Source organism: Bradyrhizobium sp. WSM4872, assembly GCF_055811715.1.
This window is the reverse complement of record NZ_JBVVPT010000001.1, coordinates 102,282-126,526: the sequence shown is the minus strand read 5'-3', so window position 1 is coordinate 126,526 and position 24,245 is coordinate 102,282. Positions and strand designations below refer to the sequence as shown.

Annotated in this window: 21 protein-coding genes; 8 read left to right on the top strand and 13 right to left on the bottom strand. The window is 65.5% G+C overall.

Features of this window, described 5'->3' with window-relative positions:
* Positions 1 to 20: 20 nt before the first annotated feature.
* From AC0L3C_RS00620 to AC0L3C_RS00610, 3 genes are all read right to left on the bottom strand, one after another.
* Entirely contained in the window at positions 21 to 440 is a 420-nt protein-coding gene (locus tag AC0L3C_RS00620) for a carboxymuconolactone decarboxylase family protein (RefSeq protein WP_473282430.1), read from the bottom strand.
* The gene (locus AC0L3C_RS00615) at positions 358 to 804 is read right to left on the bottom strand and encodes a MerR family transcriptional regulator (RefSeq protein WP_473406879.1); all 447 of its coding nucleotides are present in this window, start codon (positions 802 to 804) and stop codon (positions 358 to 360) included. The genes AC0L3C_RS00620 and AC0L3C_RS00615 overlap by 83 nt, the downstream gene beginning before the upstream one ends.
* A gap of 125 nt (positions 805 to 929) precedes the next feature.
* A complete protein-coding gene (locus AC0L3C_RS00610) occupies positions 930 to 1,877 on the bottom strand; it encodes a hypothetical protein (RefSeq protein WP_473406877.1) in 948 nt (315 codons plus the stop codon).
* A gap of 403 nt (positions 1,878 to 2,280) precedes the next feature.
* Between AC0L3C_RS00610 and AC0L3C_RS00605 the strand changes: the two genes are divergently transcribed.
* The gene (locus tag AC0L3C_RS00605) at positions 2,281 to 3,477 is read left to right on the top strand and encodes an acetylornithine transaminase (protein WP_473406876.1); all 1,197 of its coding nucleotides are present in this window, start codon (positions 2,281 to 2,283) and stop codon (positions 3,475 to 3,477) included.
* A 166-nt stretch (positions 3,478 to 3,643) separates the two neighbouring features.
* Here AC0L3C_RS00605 and AC0L3C_RS00600 read toward each other — a convergent pair whose 3' ends face one another.
* The 3 genes from AC0L3C_RS00600 to pcsA all read right to left on the bottom strand — a co-directional run bounded on the left by AC0L3C_RS00600 (position 3,644) and on the right by pcsA (position 6,192).
* The gene (locus AC0L3C_RS00600) at positions 3,644 to 4,618 is read right to left on the bottom strand and encodes a quinone oxidoreductase family protein (protein ID WP_473264658.1); all 975 of its coding nucleotides are present in this window, start codon (positions 4,616 to 4,618) and stop codon (positions 3,644 to 3,646) included.
* Between the two features lie 75 nt (positions 4,619 to 4,693).
* On the bottom strand, positions 4,694 to 5,428 hold the full coding sequence (locus tag AC0L3C_RS00595; protein ID WP_473282376.1) for a TerC family protein: 735 nt from the start codon (positions 5,426 to 5,428) through the stop codon (positions 4,694 to 4,696).
* On the bottom strand, positions 5,425 to 6,192 hold the full coding sequence (gene pcsA, locus AC0L3C_RS00590; RefSeq protein ID WP_473264656.1) for a phosphatidylcholine synthase: 768 nt from the start codon (positions 6,190 to 6,192) through the stop codon (positions 5,425 to 5,427). The genes AC0L3C_RS00595 and pcsA overlap by 4 nt, the downstream gene beginning before the upstream one ends.
* Positions 6,193 to 6,279: 87 nt before the next feature.
* Between pcsA and AC0L3C_RS00585 the strand changes: the two genes are divergently transcribed.
* Entirely contained in the window at positions 6,280 to 7,464 is a 1,185-nt protein-coding gene (locus AC0L3C_RS00585; protein WP_473406875.1) for a UbiH/UbiF family hydroxylase, read from the top strand.
* Positions 7,465 to 7,471: 7 nt separating this feature from the next.
* Here the strand turns inward: AC0L3C_RS00585 and AC0L3C_RS00580 are convergent, their stop codons facing one another.
* The gene (locus AC0L3C_RS00580; protein WP_473282372.1) at positions 7,472 to 8,425 is read right to left on the bottom strand and encodes an AEC family transporter; all 954 of its coding nucleotides are present in this window, start codon (positions 8,423 to 8,425) and stop codon (positions 7,472 to 7,474) included.
* A 106-nt stretch (positions 8,426 to 8,531) separates the two neighbouring features.
* On the opposite strand from AC0L3C_RS00580, the gene hspQ reads away from it, so the two are divergent.
* Positions 8,532 to 8,864: a heat shock protein HspQ gene (gene hspQ / locus AC0L3C_RS00575; RefSeq protein ID WP_007590865.1), complete on the top strand. Its 333-nt coding sequence runs from the start codon at positions 8,532 to 8,534 to the stop codon at positions 8,862 to 8,864.
* A gap of 78 nt (positions 8,865 to 8,942) precedes the next feature.
* Here hspQ and AC0L3C_RS00570 read toward each other — a convergent pair whose 3' ends face one another.
* On the bottom strand, positions 8,943 to 9,743 hold the full coding sequence (locus AC0L3C_RS00570; protein ID WP_007610528.1) for an invasion associated locus B family protein: 801 nt from the start codon (positions 9,741 to 9,743) through the stop codon (positions 8,943 to 8,945).
* A 259-nt stretch (positions 9,744 to 10,002) separates the two neighbouring features.
* Here AC0L3C_RS00570 and AC0L3C_RS00565 point away from each other — a divergent pair, with 259 nt between their 5' ends.
* The 3 genes from AC0L3C_RS00565 (at position 10,003) to AC0L3C_RS00555 (ending at position 14,672) form a co-directional block, all read left to right on the top strand.
* A complete protein-coding gene (locus tag AC0L3C_RS00565) occupies positions 10,003 to 11,853 on the top strand; it encodes an extracellular solute-binding protein (protein ID WP_473407099.1) in 1,851 nt (616 codons plus the stop codon).
* Between the two features lie 4 nt (positions 11,854 to 11,857).
* Positions 11,858 to 13,360 (top strand): AMP-binding protein, encoded by a 1,503-nt coding sequence (locus AC0L3C_RS00560; protein ID WP_473406874.1) that lies wholly within the window; start codon positions 11,858 to 11,860, stop codon positions 13,358 to 13,360.
* 85 nt (positions 13,361 to 13,445) lie between these two features.
* A complete protein-coding gene (locus AC0L3C_RS00555; protein WP_473264653.1) occupies positions 13,446 to 14,672 on the top strand; it encodes a GGDEF domain-containing protein in 1,227 nt (408 codons plus the stop codon).
* A gap of 125 nt (positions 14,673 to 14,797) precedes the next feature.
* On the opposite strand, the gene mfd is transcribed toward AC0L3C_RS00555, so the two are convergent.
* Both mfd and AC0L3C_RS00545 read right to left on the bottom strand, forming a co-directional pair.
* The gene (gene mfd / locus AC0L3C_RS00550; protein ID WP_473406873.1) at positions 14,798 to 18,316 is read right to left on the bottom strand and encodes a transcription-repair coupling factor; all 3,519 of its coding nucleotides are present in this window, start codon (positions 18,314 to 18,316) and stop codon (positions 14,798 to 14,800) included.
* Positions 18,313 to 18,603 carry an FAD assembly factor SdhE gene (locus AC0L3C_RS00545; RefSeq protein WP_027518026.1) on the bottom strand — a complete coding sequence of 97 codons (291 nt, stop codon included), beginning with the start codon at positions 18,601 to 18,603 and terminating at the stop codon, positions 18,313 to 18,315. Before AC0L3C_RS00545 ends, mfd begins: the two co-directional genes overlap by 4 nt.
* Before the next feature lie 184 nt (positions 18,604 to 18,787).
* Here AC0L3C_RS00545 and recG point away from each other — a divergent pair, with 184 nt between their 5' ends.
* Positions 18,788 to 20,896: an ATP-dependent DNA helicase RecG gene (gene recG / locus AC0L3C_RS00540; protein WP_473406872.1), complete on the top strand. Its 2,109-nt coding sequence runs from the start codon at positions 18,788 to 18,790 to the stop codon at positions 20,894 to 20,896.
* Here recG and panE read toward each other — a convergent pair.
* The gene (gene panE / locus AC0L3C_RS00535; RefSeq protein ID WP_473406871.1) at positions 20,893 to 21,822 is read right to left on the bottom strand and encodes a 2-dehydropantoate 2-reductase; all 930 of its coding nucleotides are present in this window, start codon (positions 21,820 to 21,822) and stop codon (positions 20,893 to 20,895) included. The genes recG and panE overlap by 4 nt on opposite strands.
* Before the next feature lie 103 nt (positions 21,823 to 21,925).
* On the opposite strand from panE, the gene AC0L3C_RS00530 reads away from it, so the two are divergent.
* Positions 21,926 to 22,441, top strand: a complete 516-nt coding sequence (locus AC0L3C_RS00530) for a P-loop NTPase family protein (protein ID WP_473406870.1) — start codon at positions 21,926 to 21,928, stop codon at positions 22,439 to 22,441.
* A gap of 28 nt (positions 22,442 to 22,469) precedes the next feature.
* On the opposite strand, the gene AC0L3C_RS00525 is transcribed toward AC0L3C_RS00530, so the two are convergent.
* Positions 22,470 to 23,327 (bottom strand): NAD(P)-dependent oxidoreductase, encoded by an 858-nt coding sequence (locus AC0L3C_RS00525; RefSeq protein ID WP_473264648.1) that lies wholly within the window; start codon positions 23,325 to 23,327, stop codon positions 22,470 to 22,472.
* Positions 23,328 to 23,431: 104 nt separating this feature from the next.
* On the bottom strand, positions 23,432 to 24,202 hold the full coding sequence (locus AC0L3C_RS00520; RefSeq protein WP_473264647.1) for a DUF502 domain-containing protein: 771 nt from the start codon (positions 24,200 to 24,202) through the stop codon (positions 23,432 to 23,434).
* Positions 24,203 to 24,245 lie beyond the last annotated feature (43 nt).

Here is a 24,245-nt window from a genome sequence, read left to right as displayed (position 1 = left end):
GTGCGTGCCGAACTACGCGGTCATGTCGCTTCTCCCGACGCCTGCTGTTCGTCACGCGCGGCGAATACTTCCTTGGCTGCGAACAGCCCGTTCAGCGCCGCCGGGAAGCCCGCATAGACGGCCATCTGCATGATGATCTCCACGATCTCGTCGCGAGACAGCCCGACATTCAGACCCGCCTCGAGATGCACTTTGAGCTGAGGCGCGGCATTTCCGAGCGCCGTCAGCGCGGCGATCGTGGCGATCTCTCGATCGCGCAGGCCGAGGTCCGGGCGGCAGTAAATGTCACCGAACGGAAACTCGATCACGTATCGTGCGAAATCCGGAGCAATGTCGGCGAGTGAGGCAACGACCGCTTCACCAGCTCTGCCGTCGATGCGTGACAGGGCCCGCTGGCCGCGATCGAAGCGGCTTTCGTCTTGTGTTGAGGCGTGCGTCATTTTCGTTCGTCCTCTGTTCATCGCTGGCATAGCCGGCGATCTTGGTGTCAAGGACGAGCAGGCATTCCTGGAGTTCGGCAATCTGCGTGCGCACCTGTTCCCGGTGGACTTCCAGGATCTGCCGCCGGCCTGTGCCGGTAGGGTCGCCTTCGTCACGAAGCGCCGCGTAACGCAACATGTCCCGGATCGGCATTCCCGTGGTCTTGAGCCGACCGAGAAATTCGATCCATGTGAGGATCGATGCGTCAAAGTCGCGCTGGCCGGAGCGATCCCGGTCGGCGTATGGCAGCAGCCCGATGCGCTCATAATAGCGCAGCGTGTGCGTCGACAGGCCGGTTCGTTTTGCGAGGTCGCCGATCTTCATGTGTGCCCGTTCTCGTACTGACGCATGTACAGATACCCCTTCGAGCGCGCTCTAAGTCAAGGGGGATCGAAGGTGCAAAGATTTCGGCGCGCCGGCTGGGCGGCGGCATCGCGTGATTGCGAGCCTCAAGATCCCGCCAGCCATTTCGGCACCCAGCGCTCCGGCCGCGGTGCGCGGGCGAGATCGGCTTGCGCCTCGGATAGTTTCGCAGGCTCGCCATCGATGCTCGGGCGCAGATCGTATTCGAAGTTTGGCATCACCCGGCCGTCGGCATGGAGCCCGAATTTCATCGCGTACCACAGCCCGAGCTCGGGCTGCGCCTTCCGCATCTCCTCACGCAGATCGCGCAGCAGGGATTCGATCGAGGCGGCTTCCTCGAACGGCTGCGGCCCGCCGGTCAGGACACGCGCCTGGTATTGCCTGCCGACGATTGCGATCTCGAAGCTCGTCCTGTCCCAGGGCTTCTTGCCCTTCGGCAGATGCGCGGCCAGGCGCCAGCCGAGTTCGGCCATCAAGCGATGATTGGCCCAGTAGTCTTCGCGATCCCGGCTCCATTTTTCCATGAAGCCGCGAAAGTCGGGCAACTCCGACGGATCGTCATCGGGCGCCGCCGTCTCCCCGCTCAGCCGTCCGGTGAGCCATTGCGCGAGCTCGACCGTTTGGCATTCGACGTCGTCGTGCGGCAGCAGATCGTGCCACGCCTTGTCGAATTGTTGCGACGTCAGTTTTGCGAGCAGGCCATCGAGGCTCGGCGCCAGCAGCGCGTAATCGCCCTCGGACCCAAGCCCCACGATCGGCGGATTGTCGCGGTCGAGACCCGCGCCATACCAGCCGCCAACAGCCGAGCCATCCGGCAGCCGCATGAACAGCGAAAACCTGTCGCGCAAGGGACTGCCGTCGACAATGGGGGCGTGATCGGAAAACTGGCCCTGCAGCGAGAAGCAGCCGACGCTGCCCCAGGGCCGTCCCTTCAGCCAGCCGGCGAAGTCCAGCAACAGCGGCGGCGCCTCGATACCCGGCGGAAACGCGCCGCGAATGCTGTCGAGGTCGATCGAATAAGGCGTGTCGGACAAGGCTTTAAAAACAATCTGGTTGGTCCCGCCCCTCTTGGTCCGAACCGTCATGCGTTCGGTTCGAGCCAATTCGCGTTCGCTGATCACAAACGCGCTAGAGACGTGATGGTTTCAAGGCGCGCATCTCTCTCCTGCCCCATGCACGCCGGGCGTGTGTCCTGCAAACCGCCGCTTGACAAGTCCCACCATTCGCATGTATTGCCGCGCCCCATGATCAATGCTCGGACCCATCAGCGCACCGAAATGCTCCGTCGTCGCTCCCGCGACGATGAGAGGGTGCGCCATGTCCGACGACGCCGCTGAAGCACTGAATTCAGCGTAAGTTTTCGAAAAGGCCGCACCCGCAAGGTGCGGCCTTTTTGCTGTTCGCGCACCCTTTCCCCCGCCTCAAGAGGAGTTCGACATGACCAACGCCACCCATCCGTATGACGCGTTGATGGACATCACCGCTCGGCCCAAAACCGTGTTCGTCCGCGGCGCCGGCTCCTACCTCTGGGACGACAGCCGCAAGCGCTATCTCGATTTCGTGCAGGGCTGGGCCGTGAACTGCCTCGGCCACTCCCCGCCCGCGATCGCCGACGCGCTTGCCGCGCAGGCCAAGCGGCTGCTGACGCCAAGCCCGGCCTTCTACAACGAGCCCAGCCTGAAACTCGCGCAGGCACTGGTCGCAAACAGCGCGTTCGACCGGGTGTTCTTTGCCAATTCCGGTGCGGAAGCCAACGAGGGCGCGATCAAGCTCGCGCGCAAATATGGCAGCATCCACAGAGGTGGCGCGTTCGAGATCATCAGCTTCGAAGGCGGCTTTCACGGCCGCACCTTGGCGACGATGTCGGCCTCGGGCAAGAAGGCCTTTGAGCCGCTATTCGAGCCGAAGGTCGCCGGCTTCAAGAAGGCGAAGCTCAACGACATCGCGTCGGTCGAAAAGCTGATCAACGACAACACCGTCGCTGTGATGCTCGAGCCGATCCAGGGTGAATCAGGCGTGTGGCCGGCGACCGATCAGTTCTTGCAAGAGTTGCGCGCCCTCACCGACGCGCACGGCCTCCTCTTGATCTTCGACGAGATCCAGACCGGGATGGGCCGGACCGGCAAGCTCTTCCACTACGAGCACACAGCCATCGCGCCCGACATCATGACGCTCGGCAAGGGCATCGGCGGCGGCGTGCCGCTCGCAGCCCTGCTCGCGACCGAACGCGCGGCCTGCTTCGAGCACGGTGACCAGGGCGGCACGTTCAACGGCAACCCGATCATGTGCGCGGTGGGGCTCGCGGTGCTCGACGAAGTCAGCAAGCCGGATTTCCTGAAGACCGCGACCGAAACCGGACTGCTGCTCGAAAGCGAATTGCAGAAGGTCTCGGCGCGGCATGGGCTCGGCGAAGTGCGAGGCCGCGGCCTCCTGCTCGCGCTCGACCTCAAGCTGCCGATCGCACCCGGCATCGTCGCGCAGGCGTTCGAGGCCGGCGTGCTCCTCAACGCGCCACAGGTCGACACGTTGCGCTTCATGCCGGCGCTGAACGTCACGCGAGCTGAGATCGCCGAGATGATCGATTGTCTCGACGGGATCTTGACCAGGGCCGGCGCGGCACGGCGCGTGGCGTAAGGTCTGTCTCGTGCCCCGGACGCAGCGCAGCGCCCCTTCGGCGGTGCGCTGCAGAGCCGGGGCCCATCTCTCCACATTGTGTGCCGCATCTGGCTCCCGGCTCTGCGCCGCAACGCTTACGCGTTGCAGCTTGTCCGGGACACGGGAGCGGATGATGCCGGAAGTACTACGGCTTCAAGATCGACGCGCCCGTGGTCTTGCGGCTTTCGAGATCGATATGCGCCTTGGCGGCGTCCTTGAGCGCGTAGGCATGGTTGATCGGCACGTGCAGCTTGCCGTTGATGACGGCGGCGAACAGCGTGTCGGCGCCTTCCAGCAATTCCTTGCGCGTGCCGATATAGTCGTTGAGCTTGGGCCGGGTCGCAAACAACGAGCCGTGGGTGTTGAGCTCGGCGATCGAGAACGGCGGCACCGGGCCTGAGGCATTGCCGAAGGAGACGAACATCCCGCGCGGCTTCAGGCACGACAGCGAGCCCGGGAACGTCGCCTTGCCGACGCCGTCATAGACCACGTCGCAACCCTCGTTGCGGCTGATCTGTTTGACGCGCGCGACGAAGTCTTCCTCGTTGTAGAGGATGACATGGTCGCAGCCATTGGCCTCGGCAAGCGCAGCCTTCTCGCGCGAGCCGACGGTGCCGATGACGTGGGCGCCCATGGCCCTCGCCCATTGGCAGGCGAGCAGGCCGATGCCGCCGGCCGCGGCATGGATCAGCACGCGATGATGCGGCTCGACCTTGAAGGTCTTGTGCAGGAGATACCAGACCGTCAGCCCCTTCAGCATCAGCACGGCGCCCTGCTCGTAGGTGATGTGGTCGGGCAGCTTGACCAGCCGCTCCCAGGGGATGTTGCGCTCCCCGGTATAGGCACCGAGATTGTGGTAGTAGGCGACGCGGTCGCTTGGATGGAAATTCGTCACCCCCGGCCCGACCGCGACGACCTCGCCCGAGGCCTCGTTGCCGGCGATGAAGGGCAGCCCCGGCGCCTTGTAGAGGCCGGTGCGGTAATAGACGTCGATGAAGTTCAGGCCGACGGCATGCTGGCGGATGCGCACCTCGCCGGGGCCGGGCGCCGGAACATCGACGCTCTCATAGACCAGGGCTTCGGGGCCTCCGACCTTGTGCACACGGACGGCTTTGGTCATCACCTGACCTCCTCTTCTGGCGGACCAGCGAAAGACATCGCGCCCGCCTTGTCAACTCGACGCCGGCTGGAACGCCTAGACCGACGGCTTGGCGGTTTTCCTGCGGTTGCGTTTCGCCAGCACGTTGAAGAACTCGACCGCCGCCGAGAACGCAATCGCGAAATAGATGTAGCCGCGCGGGATGTGGAATTGGAATCCGTCCGCAACCAGCGCGACGCCGATCAGCACCAGGAAGGCCAGCGCCAGCATTTTCGTGGTCGGGTGCTCCGCGACGAATCGCGACACCGGACCGGACGAAATGTACATGATCAGGCAGGCGATCACGACGGCCGCGATCATGATCTCGAGGTCCTGCGCCATGCCGATCGCGGTGATGATCGAGTCCAGCGAGAACACCATGTCGATGATCACGATCTGGACGATCACCCAGAAGAAAGCGTTGCGAGGGGGCTTCCCGCCGCCCTCGCCGTCATCGGCTTCGACCTCGCCGTGAATCTCGTGCGTCGCCTTCGCGATCAGAAACAGGCCGCCGCCGATCAGGATGAGGTCGCGCCACGAGAAGCCGTAACCCGAAAATGAAAACACCGGGGCGGTCAGGCCGATCAGCCAGACCAGGAGGCTCAGCAGGATGATGCGGAAGATCAGCGCCAGCGCGAGCCCGATCTGGCGGGCGCGGTGCGCCTGCTTCTCGGGAATGCGCGAGACGATCACTGACAGGAAAATGACGTTGTCGATGCCGAGTACGATTTCGAGCGCGGTCAAAGTGAGGAGCGCGGCCCAGGCTTCGGGGCTGGTCAACAGGTGCATCATGCGAAGGATCTTGTCAGCCGTATCAATGCGTCGCTGAAGCTGATCCAGAGCGCGATCGCGCAGAGCGCGACAGTCACGCCGGTGCCGACGCGAAAGTCCATCTGCAGCGTGTAGAAGGAGAGCAGAGCCCAGATCGCGATCAGCGACATCGTCAGCCAGCGCAGCCGCACGACGCGCACCGGATGCAGCACGTGGAACGGCACGAAGGTCAGCACCACCAGGCTTGCGACCAGCAGCGTCGAGAGCAGCGGTGGCCAGTGCAGCAGGAACAGGTAGAACGCCGCCGCATTCCACAGCGCCGGAAAACCGCGGAAATGATTGTCGTCCGCCTTCATGCGCAGATCGGCGAAATATAATGCGCTGGTGACGATGATGGCGACGCCGAGCAAGGGTGCCGCGACCGGCAGCAGCAAGCCGCTGGCCACGATCGCATAGGCCGGCACGAAGACGTAAGTGACGAAATCGACCACGAGATCGAGCACGTCGCCCGACCAGTTCGGCTGCACGTCCTTGACGTTGAGCCGGCGCGCAATCGGCCCGTCGATCGCGTCGATGATGAGGGCGACGCCCAGCCATTGAAACATCGCCGCCCAGTGCTCGCGCACGGCCTCGAGCATCGCCAGCAGCGCGATCGCCGCACCGAACGCGGTGAAGATGTGCACCGAGAAGGCAGCGGCGCGGATCGCGGGCCTGGGCTTCAGGGAATCCTCTTGGCTGTCCATGGCTTCTGCTATCAGAATGACACCGGTTTGCACATAAGCCATTGCGGCGTCCGGTTGCACAATTCGTCATAAAATCAGGGAAATATGAGTGGGCTTGAATTTGCCGCGGGCCGTGTCCAATGTCGTTCCATGACAGATGCATCGACACTCTTTGACGCCGCCGTAATCGGCGGCGGACCGGCGGGACTTAGCGCGGCTATCGCATTGGCGCAGGCGGGCGCACGGACCGCGCTGGTGGCACGTCGCATGCCCTATGCCGACAATCGAACCACGGCGCTACTCGGTGCCTCCGTCGATCTGCTGGAGAGCCTCGACGTCTGGCCGCGTTGCAAAGACAAGGCGGCCGCGCTGGAAATCATGCGGCTCGTCGACGACACCGGCCGGCTCTTCCGCGCGCCTGAGGTCCGGTTCTCCTGCCACGAAATCGGCCTCGATGCCTTCGGCTACAATATCGACAACCGCTCGCTGATGCTGGCGCTGGAAGCGCGCGCGGCCGAACTGCCCGGTCTCGTCCGTTTCGACGACGAGGCCGAAACTGTCGTCATCGAAGCCGATGACGTCGCAATCCGCACCGCCGCTGCGCAATTTCTCTCGGCCCGCCTCGTGGTCGGCGCCGACGGCCGGCATTCGCTCTGCCGCGAAGCCTCCGGCATCGCGGTGACGCGGCGCGAGCTGACCCAGACGGCGCTGACCTTCAATGTCGGCCACGCGCGGCCCCATCGCAACGTCTCGACCGAGTTCCACACCCCGCACGGTCCTTGCGTGTTCGTGCCCCTGCCCGGCGATCGCTCCAGCGTCGTCTGGGTCTCGGCGCCTGCTGACGCCGAGCGGCTTCGCGGCCTGACCGACGAAGAATTGTCCGCCGCGATCGAGAAGCAGTCGCATTCGGTCCTCGGACGCATGACGGTCGAGCCGGGCCGCCATCTGTTCCCGCTGGCGATCGAACGTCCCAAATCCTTCGGCCGCGACCGCATCGCGCTGGTCGGCGAAGCCGCCCATGTGGTTCCCCCGATCGGGGCCCAGGGTCTCAATCTCGGCCTCCGCGATGCCGCCGACATTGCGAGGCTTGCAGGTGACGCCATCGCATCGGGCCAGGATCCCGGCGCAGCAGACGTGCTCAAGCGCTACGACCGGGCCCGGCGTCCGGACATCCTGAGCCGGACCTTTGCGATCGACATCGCCAACCGCTCGCTGCTCAACGATTTCCTGCCGCTCCAGCCGGTCCGCGCGGTCGGCATGCACCTGCTCGGCGCGATCGGCCCGCTCCGGCGTTTTGCGATGCGCGAAGGCCTGACGCCGACCTGGCGGAAGTAACCGCCGCTCAAGGAAACGCCAGCCGACCAGTCTGGATCGCCCACATCACGCTGGTCAGGGTGACCACGGACGCAAACGTCCCGAGCAGCACCGCGACGGAGGCGGACTCGATCCAGGCGTCGTTCTGCCGGGCGATGACGAACACGTTCAGCGCCGGCGGCAGCGAGGCCATCAGCACGGCGGTCGCGGCCCAGGGCTGCGCGAACGGGCCGAACGCCAGCATCAGGCCGAACGCCGCAAGCGGGTGGATCAGGAGCTTGATCGCGATCACGCCCGGCACTTCCCACGGGACCCGATCGAACGGGCGGAGCGCCACGGTCACGCCGAGCACGAACAGCGCGGTCGGGGCGGCTGCGTTCTGGAGGAACGTGATGGTGCGATCGAGCGCGACCGGCATCTCGACATGCAGCGATGCGAAGGCCGCGCCGAAACAGGCCGACATGATCAGCGGGTTGAGCACGATCTGCTTCAGCACGACGCCGAAGGCATGCACGATCGAGGGATGATCGCGGTCGGAAAGCTCGATCAGCAGCGGCACGATCGTGAACAGGAAGATGCTGTCGCAGCAGAAGATCAGCGCAGTCGGCGCCGACGCCTTCGGCCCGAGCACGGCGAGCGCTAGCCCCGGTCCCATGTATCCGATATTGCCGTAGCCGCCGGAGAGCCCGGCGAGCGTCGCCTCGCGCAGCGTCAGCCCGCCGAGAACCTTGCCGACGACCAGCGCGAGTGTGAACGCCGCAACGGTCGACAGCGTGGTCGCGACCAGGAATGGCGGGTTGTTCAATTCCGAGAACGGCGTCTTCGACATGATCGCAAACAGCAGCGCCGGCAGCGACACATAGAGCAGGAAGAAGTTCATCCAGGCGAGGCCCGATTCCGGCAGGGATTTGACCTTGCCACAGGCGAAACCAACGAAGATCAAGCCAAAATAAGGTAGAGCTAGATTGAGGATATCGACCATTGATGAAGTGTTTTCTGAAGATTGGGGGGTTATCTGCCCCGCACCCGCGGGTTAATTCCAGATCAGGGCACTAGCATCGGCCACAATCCTGGTCTATCGACGGGGAATGATTAAAGCGCGGACCGCCAAATTCCAGATCGGACAGGTCGTGCGCCACCGGATCTTCTCATTCCGGGGCGTGATCTTCGACATCGATCCGGAATTCAACAACACCGAGGAGTGGTGGCTGTCGATCCCCGAGGAGGTGCGGCCCCACAAGGACCAGCCGTTCTATCATCTGCTCGCGGAGAACTCGGAGTCGGAATACGTCGCCTATGTCTCCGAGCAGAATCTCGTGCCGGACGATTCCGGCGAACCGGTCCGGCATTCCCAGGTCGCCGAGATCTTCGTCAAGGACAAGACCGGCGGCTATCGCCCGCGCAATCCGTCGCTGAACTGAGTTTTCGCAGCCATCAACTGGCCAGCAAAAAAGGCGCTCGAAACCGAGCGCCTTTTCATGTCCGGGATTGGGTCCCGATTACTTCTGGCCGGCGGGCGGCGTGCCCTGCTGCTCGAGCTTCTTGCGCTGCTCGTCAGCCTTCTTCTGAAGCTCTTCCTGGAGCTTCTTCTGGGTTTCCTCGAACACCTTCGGATCCGTCGGCGGACCGTCATAGGCCTTCTGGAATTCGCCGGCGAGCGGCAGCGGCAAGGTCAGCGGTGCGCCGTTGGCATTGATCGCCTGAACAACGAGGTTCTGGCCCTTCTTCATGTTGTTGATGAACTCGGGCGTGGCCTCGTAGTCGGACATGCAGCCGTTCTGGAAGCAGATCACATAAGGGCTCTGCAACGGCGGATTGTTGTCCACGATGATGCGGGTACCGTGCACCAACTGCATGCCGAGCGGCAGCGTCACGCGCAGGATCTTCTTCGGCTCGCCTTCCGGCTCGATGATGACGGCCGCGATGACCGGCTGGCCCGACTCGATACGGCCGTCCTTGCCGGTGAAGCAGACCTGCTTGGCGTTGGCGTCCTGACCCTTGAGGCAGAACTTGGTCCAGGGGGCGTAGATCAGCTGGATCTGCTGATCGGCCGGCTGGGCCGCGCCCTGCTGCGCCGGAGCGCCTTGGGCGGGAGCCGGCTGGGCGGGTGCCTGAGCGGCCGGGGCCGGCGCCTTTGGGGCGGCCTTCGGAGCGGCCTTCGGAGCCGCCTTGGGCGCGGGAGCACCCGGAGCGGGAGCCTGGGCCTCGGCGGCAAACGGGACGGCCAACGCCGTCGCCGTCAACAGGGCGAGAAGTCGCCCGCGCGGCCGGACGGACGCGGCCAAGTAACGGAAATTCATTGCGGAAAACCCTTTCTGAACGGGAAGCGCCCGAACCGCTTCGACGCACCGAGCCTGGCCACGTTGGGCGCGGCTCTCTCCCCGTCAAATGAGGCGGATAAGTGACGGCTCGGCGCTCGTGCGCGATTGCCCGCCTTCTTAACGTGGCCGACGAAAAGATCAATGCCGACAAGCGTCTTTGGCCGCGCGCTGGCGTACGCCCCGGGGAAAATCCCTGTGATAGGATTCAGGCCTGCGGTCCTCGAATCAACGTGTGCAGATGTTCATGTTCCAGCGCCTTCTCGAGGGCCGTCCTGAAGGTCTTTGCGTCCGCCTCTGTATCCTGGCTTTCGCCTTGGGGCTCCCGGCCAGCGGCGCAGGGGCCGAGGAAGCCCACGCCATCGCCATGCACGGCAAGCCGGCGATGTCTGCCGATTTCACCCATATGCCTTACGTCAATCCTGACGCCCCCAAGGGCGGCCGGCTGACCTGGGGCGTTCTCGGCACCTTCGACAGCCTCAATCCCTTCATCGTCAAGGGACTGGCCGTGCAGCCGGTCCGGAACTACGTGGTCGAGAGCCTGCTCGCGCGCGGCAATGACGAGCCGTTCACGCTGTACGGACTGCTCGCCAGATCGGTCGAGACCGATGACGAGCGCAGCTTTGTCACGTTCCACATCGATCCCCGCGCCCGCTTCTCGGACGGCAAGCCGGTCCGCGCCGAGGACGTGCTGTTCTCCTGGCAGTTGCTGCGCGACCACGGCCGCCCCAACCACCGGCAATATTACGGCAAGGTGGCAAAGGCCGAGGCGCTGGATCCCCTCACCGTTCGCTTCGACCTTGCGGGAGCCAATGACCGCGAACTGCCGCTGATCCTCGGCCTGATGCCGATCCTGCCGAAACACGCGGTCGACGTCGCGGCTTTCGAGGAGACGACGCTGACGGGCCCGGTCGGCTCAGGCCCCTATCGCGTCACCTCGGTGAGGCCCGGTGCCAGCGTGACGCTCACCCGCAATCCCGACTATTGGGGCCGTGACCTCCCCATCAATCGCGGGCTCTACAATTTCGACGAGATCAGGCTCGACTATTTTCGCGAGGCCAACGGCCAGTTCGAAGCTTTCAAGCGCGGCCTCTATGATTTCCGCATCGAGCACGAGCCGCTGCGCTGGCACGACGGCTACGACTTTCCCGCGGCGAAGAATGGCGACGTGATCCGCGACACCTTCAAGCCGGGCGTGCCGCAACCTTCCGAATTTCTGGTGTTCAACACGAGGCGTCCCATCTTCGGCGACATCCGCGTGCGTCAGGCCTTGACGCTGCTGTTCGATTTCGAGCTGGTCAACCGGAACTACTTCTTCAACCTCTACTCGCGCGTCGCCGGCTATTTTGCTGGCTCGGATCTGTCAGCGTATGGCCATCCCGCCGATGCGCGCGAGCGCGAGCTGCTCAAGCCGTTCGCCGCGCAGATCCCGCCTGACATCATGGACGGCAGCTACCGCCTGCCGGTGACCGACGGTTCGGGCCGCGACCGGACCACGCTACGCGCGGCCCTGAAGCTGTTGTCGGAGGCCGGCTACGATCTCGACGGCACCGTGCTGCGCAACCGCGCGACCAAGGCGCCCTTCACCTTCGAGATCCTGGTCACGACCCGCGATCAGGAACGCGTCGCGCTTGCCTTCCAGCGCGACCTCAGGCGCGCCGGCATCGAGCCGAGCGTGCGATCGGTCGATCCCGTGCAGTTCGACCAGCGCCGTCTCGCCTACGAATTCGACATGATCCAGAACCGCTGGGACCAGTCGCTGTCGCCCGGCAACGAGCAATATTTCTACTGGGGGAGCGCTGCCGCCGACAATCCGGGCACCCGCAACTACATGGGGGCGCGGGATCCCGCGATCGACGCGATGATCGCCGCGCTGCTGGAAGCCCGTGAACATACGGATTTCGTATCCGCGGTACGGGCGCTCGATCGCGCTTTGATCTCCGGTTTCTATACAATCCCCCTGTTTAACGTATCCGAGCAATGGATCGCGCGCTGGAATCGGATAGAACGGCCAGAGGCCACCTCGCTGTCCGGCTATTTGCCGGAGACCTGGTGGTCGAAGGGGCCGCCGCAAGCTCATCAAGCAAAGTGACGCCGTGAACCAGCCAGCCGTATCGCCGACGCTCGACACGCTGTTTCAGCGCACGCTGATGCGGCAGCCGCACGCGACCGCTCTGCTCGACCCCCTGAACAAGTTCCGAGTGACCGGGCTCCAGCCGCGGCGGATGAGCTATGCCGAGGCTGATACGGCCATCGAGGCGCTGTCCGCCTATTTCGTCGAATCAGGCCTGCCGGCCAATTCCGTCATCGCCATCCAGCTGCCGAATACGGTCGAGTTCGTGCTCACCGTTCTTGCCGCCCATCGCGCCGGCCTCGTCGTTGCCGTGCTGCCGCTGCTCTGGCGCCATGCAGAACTGACCGCCGCTCTGAACCGCACCGCGGCGCGCGCCATCGTCACCATGAGCACGGTCGACGGCGTCAGCTATGCCGATCTCGCAATGCACGCGGCCGCGGAAGCCTTCTCGATTCGCCATGTCTGCGGCTTCGGCACCAACCTGCCCGAAGGCATGGCCTCGCTCGACGAGGTGCAGGCCCGTCCGCCCGGCACCGCGCGCGCCGTGATTCAGGATGGCCGCAAAGCGGCGATGATCTCCTTCGACGTCACCGCGGAAGGCTTTCGTCCGGTGCCGCGGCCGCATTTCAGCCTGATCGCCGGTGGGCTCGCGATGTCGCTGGAAGCCGACATCAGGCAGGGCGCGACCGTGATGGCGGCGTTCACGCCGATGTCGTTCGCAGGGCTCGCCTCCTCGCTCGCGGTGTGGCTGCTGTGCGGCGGCACGCTGGCGCTGCATCATCCGTTCGAGAACGACGTGCTGGAGCAGCAGATCAACGCGCACGAATGCGACGTGCTGATCGCACCGGCGCAATTTGCCCAGCGGCTCGGCGATTCCGATCTGGCGGCGCGGATGCCGACCTTGCGCAACGTCATCGGTCTGTGGCGTGCCCCCGAGCAGGTGGCGGCGAGCGAGGCATGGATCGCGCCGCACGCGCCGTTCACTGACGTCTATCTGTTCGGCGAGGCCGGATTGTTCGGCGCCCGGCGTGGCGAGGACGGCATGCCGGTGCCGGTGATGCCGGGACCGCACGGCGCGCCGCGCGAGCAGTCGGGTTCGTCGATCGCCGGCGAGATTTTGCTGACGCCGAAGGGCACGCTCGGGCTGCGCGGCCCGATGGTGCCGATCGCGGCCTACGCTCCGCCGCCGCCGGTCGGCGACAGCCTGATCGCGCAGCCGCCACGCGACTACGTCGACACCGGATATGCCGCGAGGCTCGACCGTCCCAGCGGCGCGATCTGCATCACCGCCCCGCCCTCCGGGATCATGGCGGTCGGCGGCTACCGCTTCCTCTCCAACGACCTCCAGGAATGGGCGCGCCGGCTCGGCCAGGGCGCCCTGCTGACCGCGCTGCCTGACCGGCTCTCCGGTCACCGGCTCGCGGGCCGCGCCCAGGACAATGCCCGCGCCCGCGAGGCGCTCAGCGAACTCGGGCTTAACCCCCTGATGGTCGAAGCTTTTCGCGACCGTTCCGGGCCGGGTTGAGGGTCATTTCGACTGTTCCATTGACGCTGCATTAAGGCGGCCGGACTAGATTGCGCGGCACCTGTCGCGTGATCAGAGTCTCTCGATGTCCCAGGCTGGCCCGATCCTGTTTGTGTCCAATGGCGAGCGGCCGGCCTTCATCGCGGCGCTGGACGAGGCGCGATTCTTCCCTGTGATCGACACCGGCTGGGCCGGCGCGACGCGCGCGGTCGAAGAGGTGCAGCCGGCCGTGGTTCTCGCCGCGATGGATGCCGGGCACGAGCCGCATCTGGCGCTGCTCGCCAGGAAGATCGCAGAGCAATCGCCCTACCTTCCCTTCGTGGCGCTGGATGCGGCAGGCGCGCTCCCGCACAACGCCCTGCCCTTCTCCTCCTCGCGCGTCGGCCATTCCGAACGCCTGATCGCGCGGCTTCGCGCCGCGCTGCGCATTCGCACGCTTCATGCCACGGTGCTGCGCCGGCTGCCCGAGGTGAAGGTCGCCCTGCCGGAGGCCGATCCCATTCGGGATGCCACGGTGCTTCTGATCGGCCGCGGCGCGGCTTACCCTGCGCTTTCCGTCGCGCTCGGCGAGCGCGTCGGCGTCGTCGGTGCGCTCTCGATCGAGGCCGCGGCCAAACATCTCAACACCCGCGACCTCGACGGCGTCGTGCTCGCCGAAGGTTTTACCGCCCGCGTGACCGATGCCTTCCTCACTGTGCTCGCCGAGGATACCCGCTTCCGCAGCCTGCCCGTGATCGTCACTGCGCATCAGCTCACGCAGACTTACGACCTGCCCAATCTCGAGCTGATCCCCGGCGAGCCGGCCAAGGTCGCCGCCAACGCGCTGCCCCTGATCCGCCAACACGCGATGGAAGCCCAACTGAGCCGCACGCTGCGCTCGATCGATGCCGGCGGCTGGCTCGACCCGCGCAGCGGCCTGCTCACGGTGGAGGCCTTTGCGCGCGATTTTGCCAAGGCGGTCGAGCAGACGCTGGCTCGTGGCGGCGGCCTCTCGGTCGCGCGCTTCGCCTTCGACCCCGGCAATTCCCGCGCCCAGCTCGATGCCGCGCGCATTCTCAGCCGCCTGATGCGGCAGATGGATTTTGGCGTGGCGCAGAAGGACGGTTCGGTCATCGTCGTGTTCGCGGAGACCGACTTCCGCACCGCGCACATGATCGCCCGCCGTCTCTCTGCAGTGATGCGGCACACGTCCAATGGCAAGCACGAGATGCGGAGCGATCCCGTCGTCTCGGTGGATTCGCTATCGCCGTCGGATACGGCACGGTCGCTGCTCGGACGGCTGTCGGCCGACGCGTCGCGCGCGGCCTCGTAGGTACCTCGCGAGCTGCCACAACAAACACCGTCATTGCGAGCGTAGCGAAGCAATCGAGAATCTTTCCGCGGGGAACAGTCTGGATTGCTTCGCTGCGCTCGCAATGACGTGGTGAGACCTGAAGCCTACGCCGCCTTCTTGCTCTGCGCGAGCTGCGCCAGCTGGCGCATGATCTCGGTGGTGCCGGCCAGGCGCTCTTCCGGCGTCTCCCAGTCCTGCAGGAATACCACCTTCATGTCGGGCCGCACCTTCGCGGCCTGGCCGTGGCTGCGGATGAAGCTCACTAGCCGATCGGGATGGGCGAATGAATTATCACGGAAGGCGATCACGGCGCCCTTCGGGCCGGCGTCGATCTTGCCGACATTGGCCTGACGGCAGAACGCCTTGATCGCGGCGACCTTGAACAAATAGCGCACCTCGTCCGGCAGCACGCCGAAACGATCGCGCATCTCGGCGCCGAAGTTCTCGATCTCCTCCTCGCTGTCGAGGTCGGCGAGCCGCCGGTAGAGCGACAGCCGCACCGAGAGATCGCCGACATAGTCCTCCGGAATGAGCACGGGCATGCCGATGGTGATGGTCGGCGACCAGCGATCGGCGGCGGGCTCGGACACGCCGGCCTTGAGGTTGACGATCGCCTCCTCCAGCATCGACTGGTAGAGCTCGAAGCCGACCTCCTTGATATGGCCGGACTGCTGCTCGCCCAGGATATTGCCGGCGCCGCGGATGTCGAGGTCGTGCGAGGCGAGCTGGAAGCCCGCGCCCAGCGTCTCCAGCGATTGCAGCACGGTGAGCCGGCGCTCGGCCTGCGCCGTGATCTTCTGCTGCGCCGGCAGCGTGAACAGCGCATAGGCCCGCAGCTTGGAACGGCCGACGCGGCCGCGGAGCTGATAGAGCTGGGCGAGGCCGAACATGTCGGCGCGATGCACGATCAGCGTGTTGGCATTGGGAATGTCGAGGCCGGATTCCACGATCGTGGTCGACAGCAGGATATCGAACTTGCCGTCGTAGAACGCGGTCATGATGTCCTCGATCACGGCGGGCGGCATCTGCCCGTGCGCGACCGCGACCTTCATCTCCGGCACGTTCTTGTCGAGGAAGTCCTTGACCTCGGCGAGGTCGTCGATGCGCGGCACCACGTAGAACGCCTGGCCGCCGCGATAGCGCTCGCGCAGCAGCGCCTCGCGGATCATCAGCGGATCGTGCGGGGCGACGAAGGTGCGGACCGCGAGGCGGTCGACCGGGGGCGATGCGATGATCGAGAGCTCGCGCACGCCGGTGAGCGCCAATTGAAGCGTGCGCGGAATCGGCGTCGCTGACAGCGTCAGCACGTGCACCTCGGCGCGGAGCTGCTTCAGCCGCTCCTTGTGGGTGACACCGAAATGCTGCTCCTCGTCGACGATCAGCAGGCCGAGGTCGCGGAACTTGATCGACTTGCTGAGCAGCGCGTGGGTGCCGACGACGATATCGACCGAGCCGTCCGTGAGGCCTTTCTTGACCAGATTGAGCTGCTTGGCCGGAACCAGGCGCGAGGCCTGCGCGACCTGCACCGGGAAACCCTTGAACCGCTCCGTGAACGTCTTGTGGTGCTGGCGAGCGAGCAGCGTGGTCGGCACCACGACCGCGACCTGCTTGCCTTCCAGCGCGACCGCGAAGGCGGCGCGTAGCGCCACCTCGGTCTTGCCGAAGCCGACGTCGCCGCAGATCAGCCGGTCCATGGGACGGCCGAGCTCGAGATCCTTCAGCGTGGACTCGATCGCGCCAAGCTGATCCTCGGTCTCGTCATAGGGGAAGCGCGCGCAGAACTCGTCGTAGAGGCCCGGCTGCACCGGCAGCTTCGGCGCCTCGTGCAGGTGGCGCTCGGCGGCGATCTTGATCAGCTCGCCCGCGATCTCGCGGATGCGGTTCTTCAGCTTGGCCTTGCGCGTCTGCCAGCCCGAGCCGCCGAGACGATCGAGTTCGACCGTGGTCTGGTCGGAGCCATAACGCGACAGCAGCTCGATGTTCTCGACTGGCAGGAACAGTTTTGTCTCGGCGGCATAATGCAGCTCGAGGCAGTCATGCGGCGCGCCGGCGACGTCCAGCGTCTGCAGGCCGATGAAGCGGCCGATGCCGTGGTCGACGTGGACCACGATGTCGCCGGCGGCAAGGCTCGTCACCTCCGAGATGAAATTGTCGAGCTTGCGGCTCGCCTTGCGCGGCCGGACCAGGCGATCGCCGAGGATGTCCTGCTCGCTGATGAGCGCGATCTCGTCGGTCTCGAAACCGCTTTCCAGGCCGAGCACGGCGAGCATGGTCTCGTTGCGCGGGGTCGCCTGCACCGTGCGCCAGCTGTTGACGCTGGTCACAGGCGTGAGCTTGTGATCGCGCAGCATCGAGGTCATACGGTCGCGCGAGCCCTCCGTCCAGAGCGCGATGACCACCTTCTTGCGGCTCGTCAGCAGCCCATGCACATGTGCGACGACGGCTTCGAAGACGTTGACCTTGCTATCGTTGCGCTCCGGCGCGAAGTCGCGGCCTTTGCGTGCCCCGGCATCGAGCACGCTGGTACCATCGGCAGGTACCGAAAACTGTGTCAGCCGCACCAGCGGCATCCCGCTCTCGCGCTTGCCCCATTCCTCCTCGGTCAGATAGAGCCGGTCAGGCGGCAGCGGCTTGTAGATGGCGCCGCCGCCCGGATGCTCCATCGCATCGCGGCGTGCCTGGTAATAATCAAGGATCTGCTTGAAGCGCTCGCGGACGGCATCCTCGACCTGCGGCTCGATCGCGATCGCCGCGCCCTGCAGATAGTCGAACAGCGTGTCCATCCGGTCCTGGAACAGGGGCAGCCAATGTTCCATGCCGGGATGACGGCGGCCCTCGCTGACGGCCTCGTACAGCGCATCGTCGCGCTCGGGCGCGCCGAACTCGGCGACATAGCCCATCCGAAAGCGGCGGATGGTGTCGGTGACGAGCTGGAATTCGGAGATCGGCACGAGATCGAGCGCGCGCATGTCGAGCAGCGTGCGCTGGGTCTCGGCATCGAAGGTGCGGATCGATTCCAGGCTGTCGCCGAAGAAGTCGAAACGGACGGGCTGTTCCAGGCCGGCCGGAAACAGGTCCAGAATGCCGCCGCGCACCGCATATTCGCCGGGCTCGCGCACGGTCGAGGAGCGGTTGTAGCCGTTGTGTTCGAGCCAGGCGACGATGGTGTCCATCGGCACGACGTTGCCCGGCGCGACCGACAGCGCCTGCGCCGCAACGAGGTCGCGCGCCGGCACGCGCTGAACGACGGCGTTGACCGTGGTCAGCACGATCAGCGGCTTGTCGCTACCGGTCAGGGACGCAAGCCGTGCCAGCGTCGTCAGGCGCTGCGCGAGCACGCCGCCATGCGGCGAGACGCGGTCATAGGGCTGGCAGTCCCAGGCCGGGAAAGTCAGCACGGGCAAATCGGGCGCGAAGAATTGCAGGGCACGTTCCAGCTGCTGCATCCGCGGTCCGTCGCGGCAGATCACCGCGAGGCTGACGGCCGGCTTCTTCGGCCGCGCCGCGATGGCGCGCGCGAGATCGGAGACAACGAGGCCCTCGGCACCCTCGGCGACATTGGCAAGCGTCAGCGCGCGGCCGGGCGTGAGCAGCTCGGCCGGCGATTTCATCCCCTGCTTCATACGTCGCGGTCCGCGATCGGAAACGCCTTGATGCGCGCAAACAGCGGGCCGATGACTTCGGCGGCAAGCACCTTGTCGCCGGTGATGGCGGCATAGAGGTCGGGATCGGCCTCTTCGAGCAGGGTCTCGAGCTGCGTCAGCTCGTCTTCGGACAGATTGCCGATCTCGGCATCCGCGAAGCGACCGAGGATCAGGTCCATCTCGCGCGTGCCGCGGTGCCAGCAGCGGAACAGAAGCCGCTTGCGGCGGTCGTCCAGCCCATTGCTCGATCGTGTCGTTCCCGTCATGTCTCAATTCCAGTCAAACGCCAAAAGCCCGGACGTGCCGGGCCGGGGTGATATAGCCACTCGGACGGGCCATGTCAGCCCTCGATTTATCATGGCCCGCTGCCGCCGCAGGGACACGAAAAAACACGTGGATGCCGGGCATAAAGCCGGGCATGACGAGCGAAAACGGTCCTAGATTCGCCTGATGCGCCCCAGCCTTCTCAACCCGCTGTTTGCCCCCGTGACCAGCCTGCCCGGCGTCGGTCCGAAGCAGGACAAGCTGCTGCAATATCTGCTCAGCCGCAATGAGACGCCGCGGCTGGTCGATCTGTTGCTGCATTTGCCGAGCCAGGTCATCGACCGCCGCGCGCGGCCAAAGATCGTCGACGCCATGCAGGGAACCATGGTGACGCTGGAGGTTACGGTCGACCGTCACCGCCCACCCCCGCCGCGCAATGCCCGCGCGCCCTACCTCGTCTACGCCAGCGACGATACCGGCGACGTCGTGCTGACGTTCTTCCGCGCAAAGCCCGGCTATGTCGAGAAGCTGCTGCCGATCGGCGAGAAGCGCTTCGTCTCCGGCACGCTCCAGATGTACGACGGCATTCCGCAGATCGTGCATCCCGACCGGGTGCTGGACGAGGAGGCGATTTCAAAACTCTCCGGCATCGATCCCGTCTATCCCTTGACCGAAGGTCTTGCACTCGGCTCGCTGCGCCGCGCGGTCGCGCAGGCTCTGCAAAAGCTGCCGGCCTTGCCGGAATGGATCAGCCCGGAAGTGCTGCGGCGCTGCAACTTCCCGCCGATCACCGAGGCGCTCACCCGCGTGCACCAGCCGGTGGACCTCACTGACATTCTGCCCGACCAGCCGTTCTGGTCGCGCCTCGCCTTCGACGAACTCCTCGCCGGGCAACTTGCGCTTGCCCTGATTCGCGCGCAATTGCGGCGCCCTGCCGGTGTGCGCAACGCCGGCGACGGGCACCTCCGCAACAAGATCATCGATGCCCTACCCTATGCCCTGACGTCCTCGCAGCGCGACGCGGCAGCCGCCATCGCCGACGATCTGCAACAGCCGGTGCGCATGTTGCGCCTGCTCCAGGGCGACGTCGGCTCCGGCAAGACCGTGGTCGCGCTGCTGGCCGCCGCTGCGGTCACCGAGGTCGGCAAGCAGGCGGCCCTGATGGCCCCGACCGAAATATTGGCGCGCCAGCACATCAAGACCATCGCGCCGCTCGCCGAGCGCGCGGGCATGCGGGTCGCGATCCTCACCGGCCGCGAAAAGGGCAAGGAGCGGCGGGAGCTGCTGGCACAACTCGAAGCCGGCGAGATCGACCTGCTCGTCGGCACCCATGCGCTGATCCAGGACGACGTGATCTTCAACGATCTCGCCCTCGCCGTCGTCGACGAGCAGCATCGCTTTGGCGTGCGCGAGCGGCTGGCGCTGACGTCAAAGGGCGAGGCCGTCGACGTGCTGGTGCTGAGCGCCACGCCGATCCCGCGCACGCTGGTGCTGACCTATTTCGGCGACATGGACATCAGCGAGCTCAGGGAGAAGCCGGCCGGCCGCCAGCCGATCGAAACCCGCACCATATCGATGAGCCGCCTCGGCGAGGTCACCGACAGCGTCGGCCGCGCGCTCGAATCCGGCAAGCTGGTCTACTGGATCTGCCCGCTGGTCGAGGAATCCGAGGCCGAGGGCACCGAGCACCTGACCAATGCCACCAAGCGCTTCGAAAGCCTGCAAAAGCGTTTCGGCGATCGCGTCGGCCTCGTCCACGGCCAGATGAAGGGCACGGAGAAGGACCGCGTCATGGGCCAGTTCGCCGCCCACGAGATCGGCCTGCTGGTCGCGACCACCGTCGTCGAGGTCGGTGTCGACGTGCCGGCGGCGACCATCATGGTGATCGAGAACGCCGAACGCTTCGGTCTCGCCCAACTGCACCAGCTCCGCGGCCGCATCGGCCGCGGCTCGGAAGCCTCGACCTGTCTGCTGCTCTACTCCGAGCCACTCGGTGAGATGTCGAAGGCGCGGCTGAAGGTGATCCGCGAGACCACCGACGGTTTTCGCATCGCCGAGGAAGATCTGAAGCTGCGCGGCGAAGGCGATGTGCTCGGCGTGCGCCAGAGCGGCCTGCCCGGCTACCGCATCGCCCGCTCCGAGGTGCACGGCCAGCTCATCACCCAGGCCCGCGACGAGGCGCTGCGCATCCTCAAGGACGATCCGAAACTCAAGGGCGAGCGCGGCGAGGCCCTGCGATGCCTGCTGTATCTGTATGAGCGCGATGAAGCGATCCCGCTGATCGGGGCGGGTTAGCTGGCCGCTCGCTGCCGCCCAACCTCATAAGCCGCCAGATGCGCGCGGGCGAGATCCAGCAGCGGCGTGTCGATATCAAGCGCACGGGCCCGGTTGGCCATATCGCCGAGGATGTGCTCCGCCTCGGTGATCGAGCCGCGCTCGATGTCACGCAGCATCGAGGCCTTGAGCGGGGAGTCCGGGGTCGTGAACAGCTTCCGGTCAAACTCGATGAAAGGCGCTCGCGGCTCAAAACCCGATTCCGTCGCGACGGCGCAGCATTCGGCGAACAGGCGGAAGATGGATTGCTCGCCGTTCGGCACGGCCAGAATGTCTCCGATGCTTGCACGCATCAGGCAGGTGATGCCGGCGAGCGTGCTCAGCTGAACGAACTTCTCCCACATGTCCTGCATGATCGCTTCGCTGGCGCGCACGTCGATACCGGGCACATGCAGCAGCGTCTCCAGGGCGAGCACACGCTCGCTCAACAAACCCTCGACCTCGCCGAAGACGATGGTCTGGTTGGCCATGAACTGAACGACACGGCCATCCGCATCGAGCCCGGCACTGACGTTCGCGAGTCCGCCGAGGACGCAGCTCGCGCCGAACCGCGCAGTCAGGGCGTCGACATGTTTCAGCCCGTTGAGGATCGGCAAAATCATCGTGTCGGCGCCGACCGCCGGGGCAAACTGGGCCATCGCATCGTCGAGCGAGTAGGATTTCACGCCGACGAACACGACGTCGAACGTTTCCTTGAGATCGGTGGCCAGAATGATCTTCGGCTGCACGGCGAAATCGCCGTGCGGGCTCACGACCTGCAATCCATTCCGCCGCAATTGCTCCGCACGCCCGGCCCGCACCAGAAAGGTCACGTCGCTGCCGGCCCGGACCAGGCGCGCTCCGTAATAGCCTCCAAGCGCTCCCGCGCCGATGACGAGCACTCTCATTCGAACTCCCATGTCAAACGCGGCCATTCAGCCATCCCGCCCCTGGAACGGCAAGTTGAAATCCAATCTTCCGCCTCGACTGTTTTCGTGAAACCTTGCAGCGATGCGCCGGATCATCGTCGTAGGCTGTCAGGGTAGCGGAAAGACGAGCCTCTCCCGGAATCTCGGGCGAAAGCTCGGGCTGCCGGTGGTGCATCTCGACGTGCTCTACTGGCGGCCGGGCTGGAAGCCATCGGACAAACCGAGCTTCCGGGCGCGCGTCACTGATGCGATCGCGGGCGACGCATGGGTTGTCGACGGCAGCTTCTCGGGACTTGCTTTCGATCTCACGCTCGCGCGCGCCGATACGCTGGTCGTCATCAACCGCCCCCGCTGGCTCTGCCAGTGGCGCATTCTCCTGCGCTCCGCCTTCGATCGCGACAAGACCCGGCCTGACCTCCCGGAAGGGTGTCCCGAACAGTTCGATTGGAAATTGATGCGCGAGGCGTGGCGCTACGACACCGAGCGCGCGCCTATCATCGAGGCCGAGCGTGTGCAGTACGGCGCTGACGTCCCGGTCGTGCGCTTGAGACGCGATCGGGATATCCAGGGTTTTCTGGATTCGGTGCACGGCACATGATCGATGGCCGTGACGTGAGACCGGACGATCAGGATTTCTTCTGCACGATACGCGCGGCGAATGCCTTCATCAGGTCGGTATCCGCCGCCTCGCCTTTCGCGTCCTCGGCGAGATGCTCGAACCAGCGTGCAAAGCCCTCGTAAACCTGGCTGGCCGGATGATCGGGGCCGAGAAAGCCGGAAATCTCCCGCATCTCCGCAACCCAGCGATAGGCCTTCGGGATCATGTCCGGCAGCGCGACTTCGAGCCGGGCCAGTACCGCGGGCTGGCTGAGTGCGAGTTCGTCGCGCAGCGCGTCCGCAGCTCCCGCCTTCGTTGCCGCGACCACCATCGCCGAGCCGATCCCGGCGAGGCCCTTGACGATACCGGCATAGGACATTTTCAGCGCGGACGCGGCCCCGACCGGCCCGTCGACGATCCGCACGTCGAGCCCGAGGTCCTTCAGCACGGCGACGTCCTTGGCGTGCTCGCCGGACATGTAGAAGGCCGGGCTCTTGCCGCCGGGCTGGGGCGGGAACCCGATGATGCCGGCGTCGACGAACGGCGCCTGTGCCGAGCCGATGATCTCTTCGATCCTCATCACGGTATCGACGTTGACGGCATTGCAATCGACCACGACCGGCTTCTTCTCGCGCCGGACGATCAGCCCCGCCAGCCGCTCGGCGAGCGCCACGGCTTCGCCCGGCGGCACGATCGAGAGGATGATGTCGGCGTCCGCGATCGCGTCGTCCTCGGCGCCGATCATGCCGGCATCCGCCGCGCGTTTGCACGTCGCCTCGCTCCGCCCATTCAACGACGTCAGCACGCGCGCACCGTGGTCGCCGAGACGACGGGCCACGGCACTGCCCATGGCACCGGGCGCGAGGATCGCAATGGTTTTGGACATCGTGCACTCCAGATCGAATCCCGAGCAACGCGCTCAATTCAATCGGAGACTAGCAGAGGACGGGACACCCGCGTGAACGGCGGCCATCCCGCAGAGGAATGGCCCTACTCCACCTTCGCAGGCTGGGGCTGGAGCGCCGAGGCGTTGGCGATACGCGCGGCATTCGCCATGCCCGCCAGCGCCGCTGCCTTCTTCGAATCGGGCGCCGAGCCCGGCTGCACGACGCCGGCCGACATGATCAGGGTCGCGGCATCCTCGGTGCTCATGTCGACTTCGACAATCTTGCTCTTGGGCACGTAGAAGAAGAAGCCGGTGGTCGGGTTCGGCGAGCAAGGCAGGAACACCGAGACGTGCTCCTCCTGACCCGGCAGGCTGCGGGAGACATCCTCGTTCGGCGATTGCGAGATCAGCACGATCGACCACATGCCCGGCGAGGGAAACTCGACCAGGCCGACTTTGCGGAAGCTCGAGCCCTTGCCCGAGAACAGCGTCTCGAACACTTGCTTCAGGCCGCGGTAGATGGCGCGCACCGCCGGGATGCGGCCGAGGAAGGTCTCGCCGACATCGACCAGCGTCCGCCCGATCAAATTGGCCGCGAGGAAGCCGACCAGAGTCAACGTGAAGAATGCGACAATCAGTCCCCAGCCGGGGATGACGTACGGCATGTAGGTTTCAGGCCGATAGGCCAGCGGCACGAACGGCCGCACCACGCCATCAACCCAGGTGACGAACCACCAGACCAGATAAAAGGTGATCGCAACCGGTCCCGTCACGACGAGACCGGTGAGGAAATAATTGCGGAAGCGGCCCATCAGGCCGGTATGCGGCTCCGGCACGGGATCAAGAGGCGCTGGCGCGTCGTCACGGGGGGTCATTCGGGTTCCAGGTCAGTCGCTTCGTCCAAGCTAGGGTCTTCTA

Excerpts from the sequence above, each read along its gene's own strand:
- pcsA (WP_473264656.1), bottom strand. The coding sequence starts at position 6,192 with ATGGCTTATGTGCAAACCGGTGTCATTCTGATAGCAGAAGCCATGGAC.
- AC0L3C_RS00600 (WP_473264658.1), bottom strand. The coding sequence starts at position 4,618 with ATGACCAAAGCCGTCCGTGTGCACAAGGTCGGAGGCCCCGAAGCCCTG.
- recG (WP_473406872.1), top strand. The coding sequence starts at position 18,788 with ATGCGCCCCAGCCTTCTCAACCCGCTGTTTGCCCCCGTGACCAGCCTG.
- AC0L3C_RS00570 (WP_007610528.1), bottom strand. The coding sequence starts at position 9,743 with ATGAATTTCCGTTACTTGGCCGCGTCCGTCCGGCCGCGCGGGCGACTT.
- AC0L3C_RS00555 (WP_473264653.1), top strand. The coding sequence starts at position 13,446 with ATGTCCCAGGCTGGCCCGATCCTGTTTGTGTCCAATGGCGAGCGGCCG.
- AC0L3C_RS00565 (WP_473407099.1), top strand. The coding sequence starts at position 10,003 with ATGTTCATGTTCCAGCGCCTTCTCGAGGGCCGTCCTGAAGGTCTTTGC.
- AC0L3C_RS00530 (WP_473406870.1), top strand. The coding sequence starts at position 21,926 with ATGCGCCGGATCATCGTCGTAGGCTGTCAGGGTAGCGGAAAGACGAGC.
- hspQ (WP_007590865.1), top strand. The coding sequence starts at position 8,532 with ATGATTAAAGCGCGGACCGCCAAATTCCAGATCGGACAGGTCGTGCGC.
- AC0L3C_RS00605 (WP_473406876.1), top strand. The coding sequence starts at position 2,281 with ATGACCAACGCCACCCATCCGTATGACGCGTTGATGGACATCACCGCT.
- panE (WP_473406871.1), bottom strand. The coding sequence starts at position 21,822 with ATGAGAGTGCTCGTCATCGGCGCGGGAGCGCTTGGAGGCTATTACGGA.
- mfd (WP_473406873.1), bottom strand. The coding sequence starts at position 18,316 with ATGAAGCAGGGGATGAAATCGCCGGCCGAGCTGCTCACGCCCGGCCGC.
- AC0L3C_RS00595 (WP_473282376.1), bottom strand. The coding sequence starts at position 5,428 with ATGATGCACCTGTTGACCAGCCCCGAAGCCTGGGCCGCGCTCCTCACT.
- AC0L3C_RS00580 (WP_473282372.1), bottom strand. The coding sequence starts at position 8,425 with ATGGTCGATATCCTCAATCTAGCTCTACCTTATTTTGGCTTGATCTTC.
- AC0L3C_RS00520 (WP_473264647.1), bottom strand. The coding sequence starts at position 24,202 with ATGACCCCCCGTGACGACGCGCCAGCGCCTCTTGATCCCGTGCCGGAG.
- AC0L3C_RS00585 (WP_473406875.1), top strand. The coding sequence starts at position 6,280 with ATGACAGATGCATCGACACTCTTTGACGCCGCCGTAATCGGCGGCGGA.
- AC0L3C_RS00620 (WP_473282430.1), bottom strand. The coding sequence starts at position 440 with ATGACGCACGCCTCAACACAAGACGAAAGCCGCTTCGATCGCGGCCAG.
- AC0L3C_RS00545 (WP_027518026.1), bottom strand. The coding sequence starts at position 18,603 with ATGACGGGAACGACACGATCGAGCAATGGGCTGGACGACCGCCGCAAG.
- AC0L3C_RS00615 (WP_473406879.1), bottom strand. The coding sequence starts at position 804 with ATGAAGATCGGCGACCTCGCAAAACGAACCGGCCTGTCGACGCACACG.
- AC0L3C_RS00525 (WP_473264648.1), bottom strand. The coding sequence starts at position 23,327 with ATGTCCAAAACCATTGCGATCCTCGCGCCCGGTGCCATGGGCAGTGCC.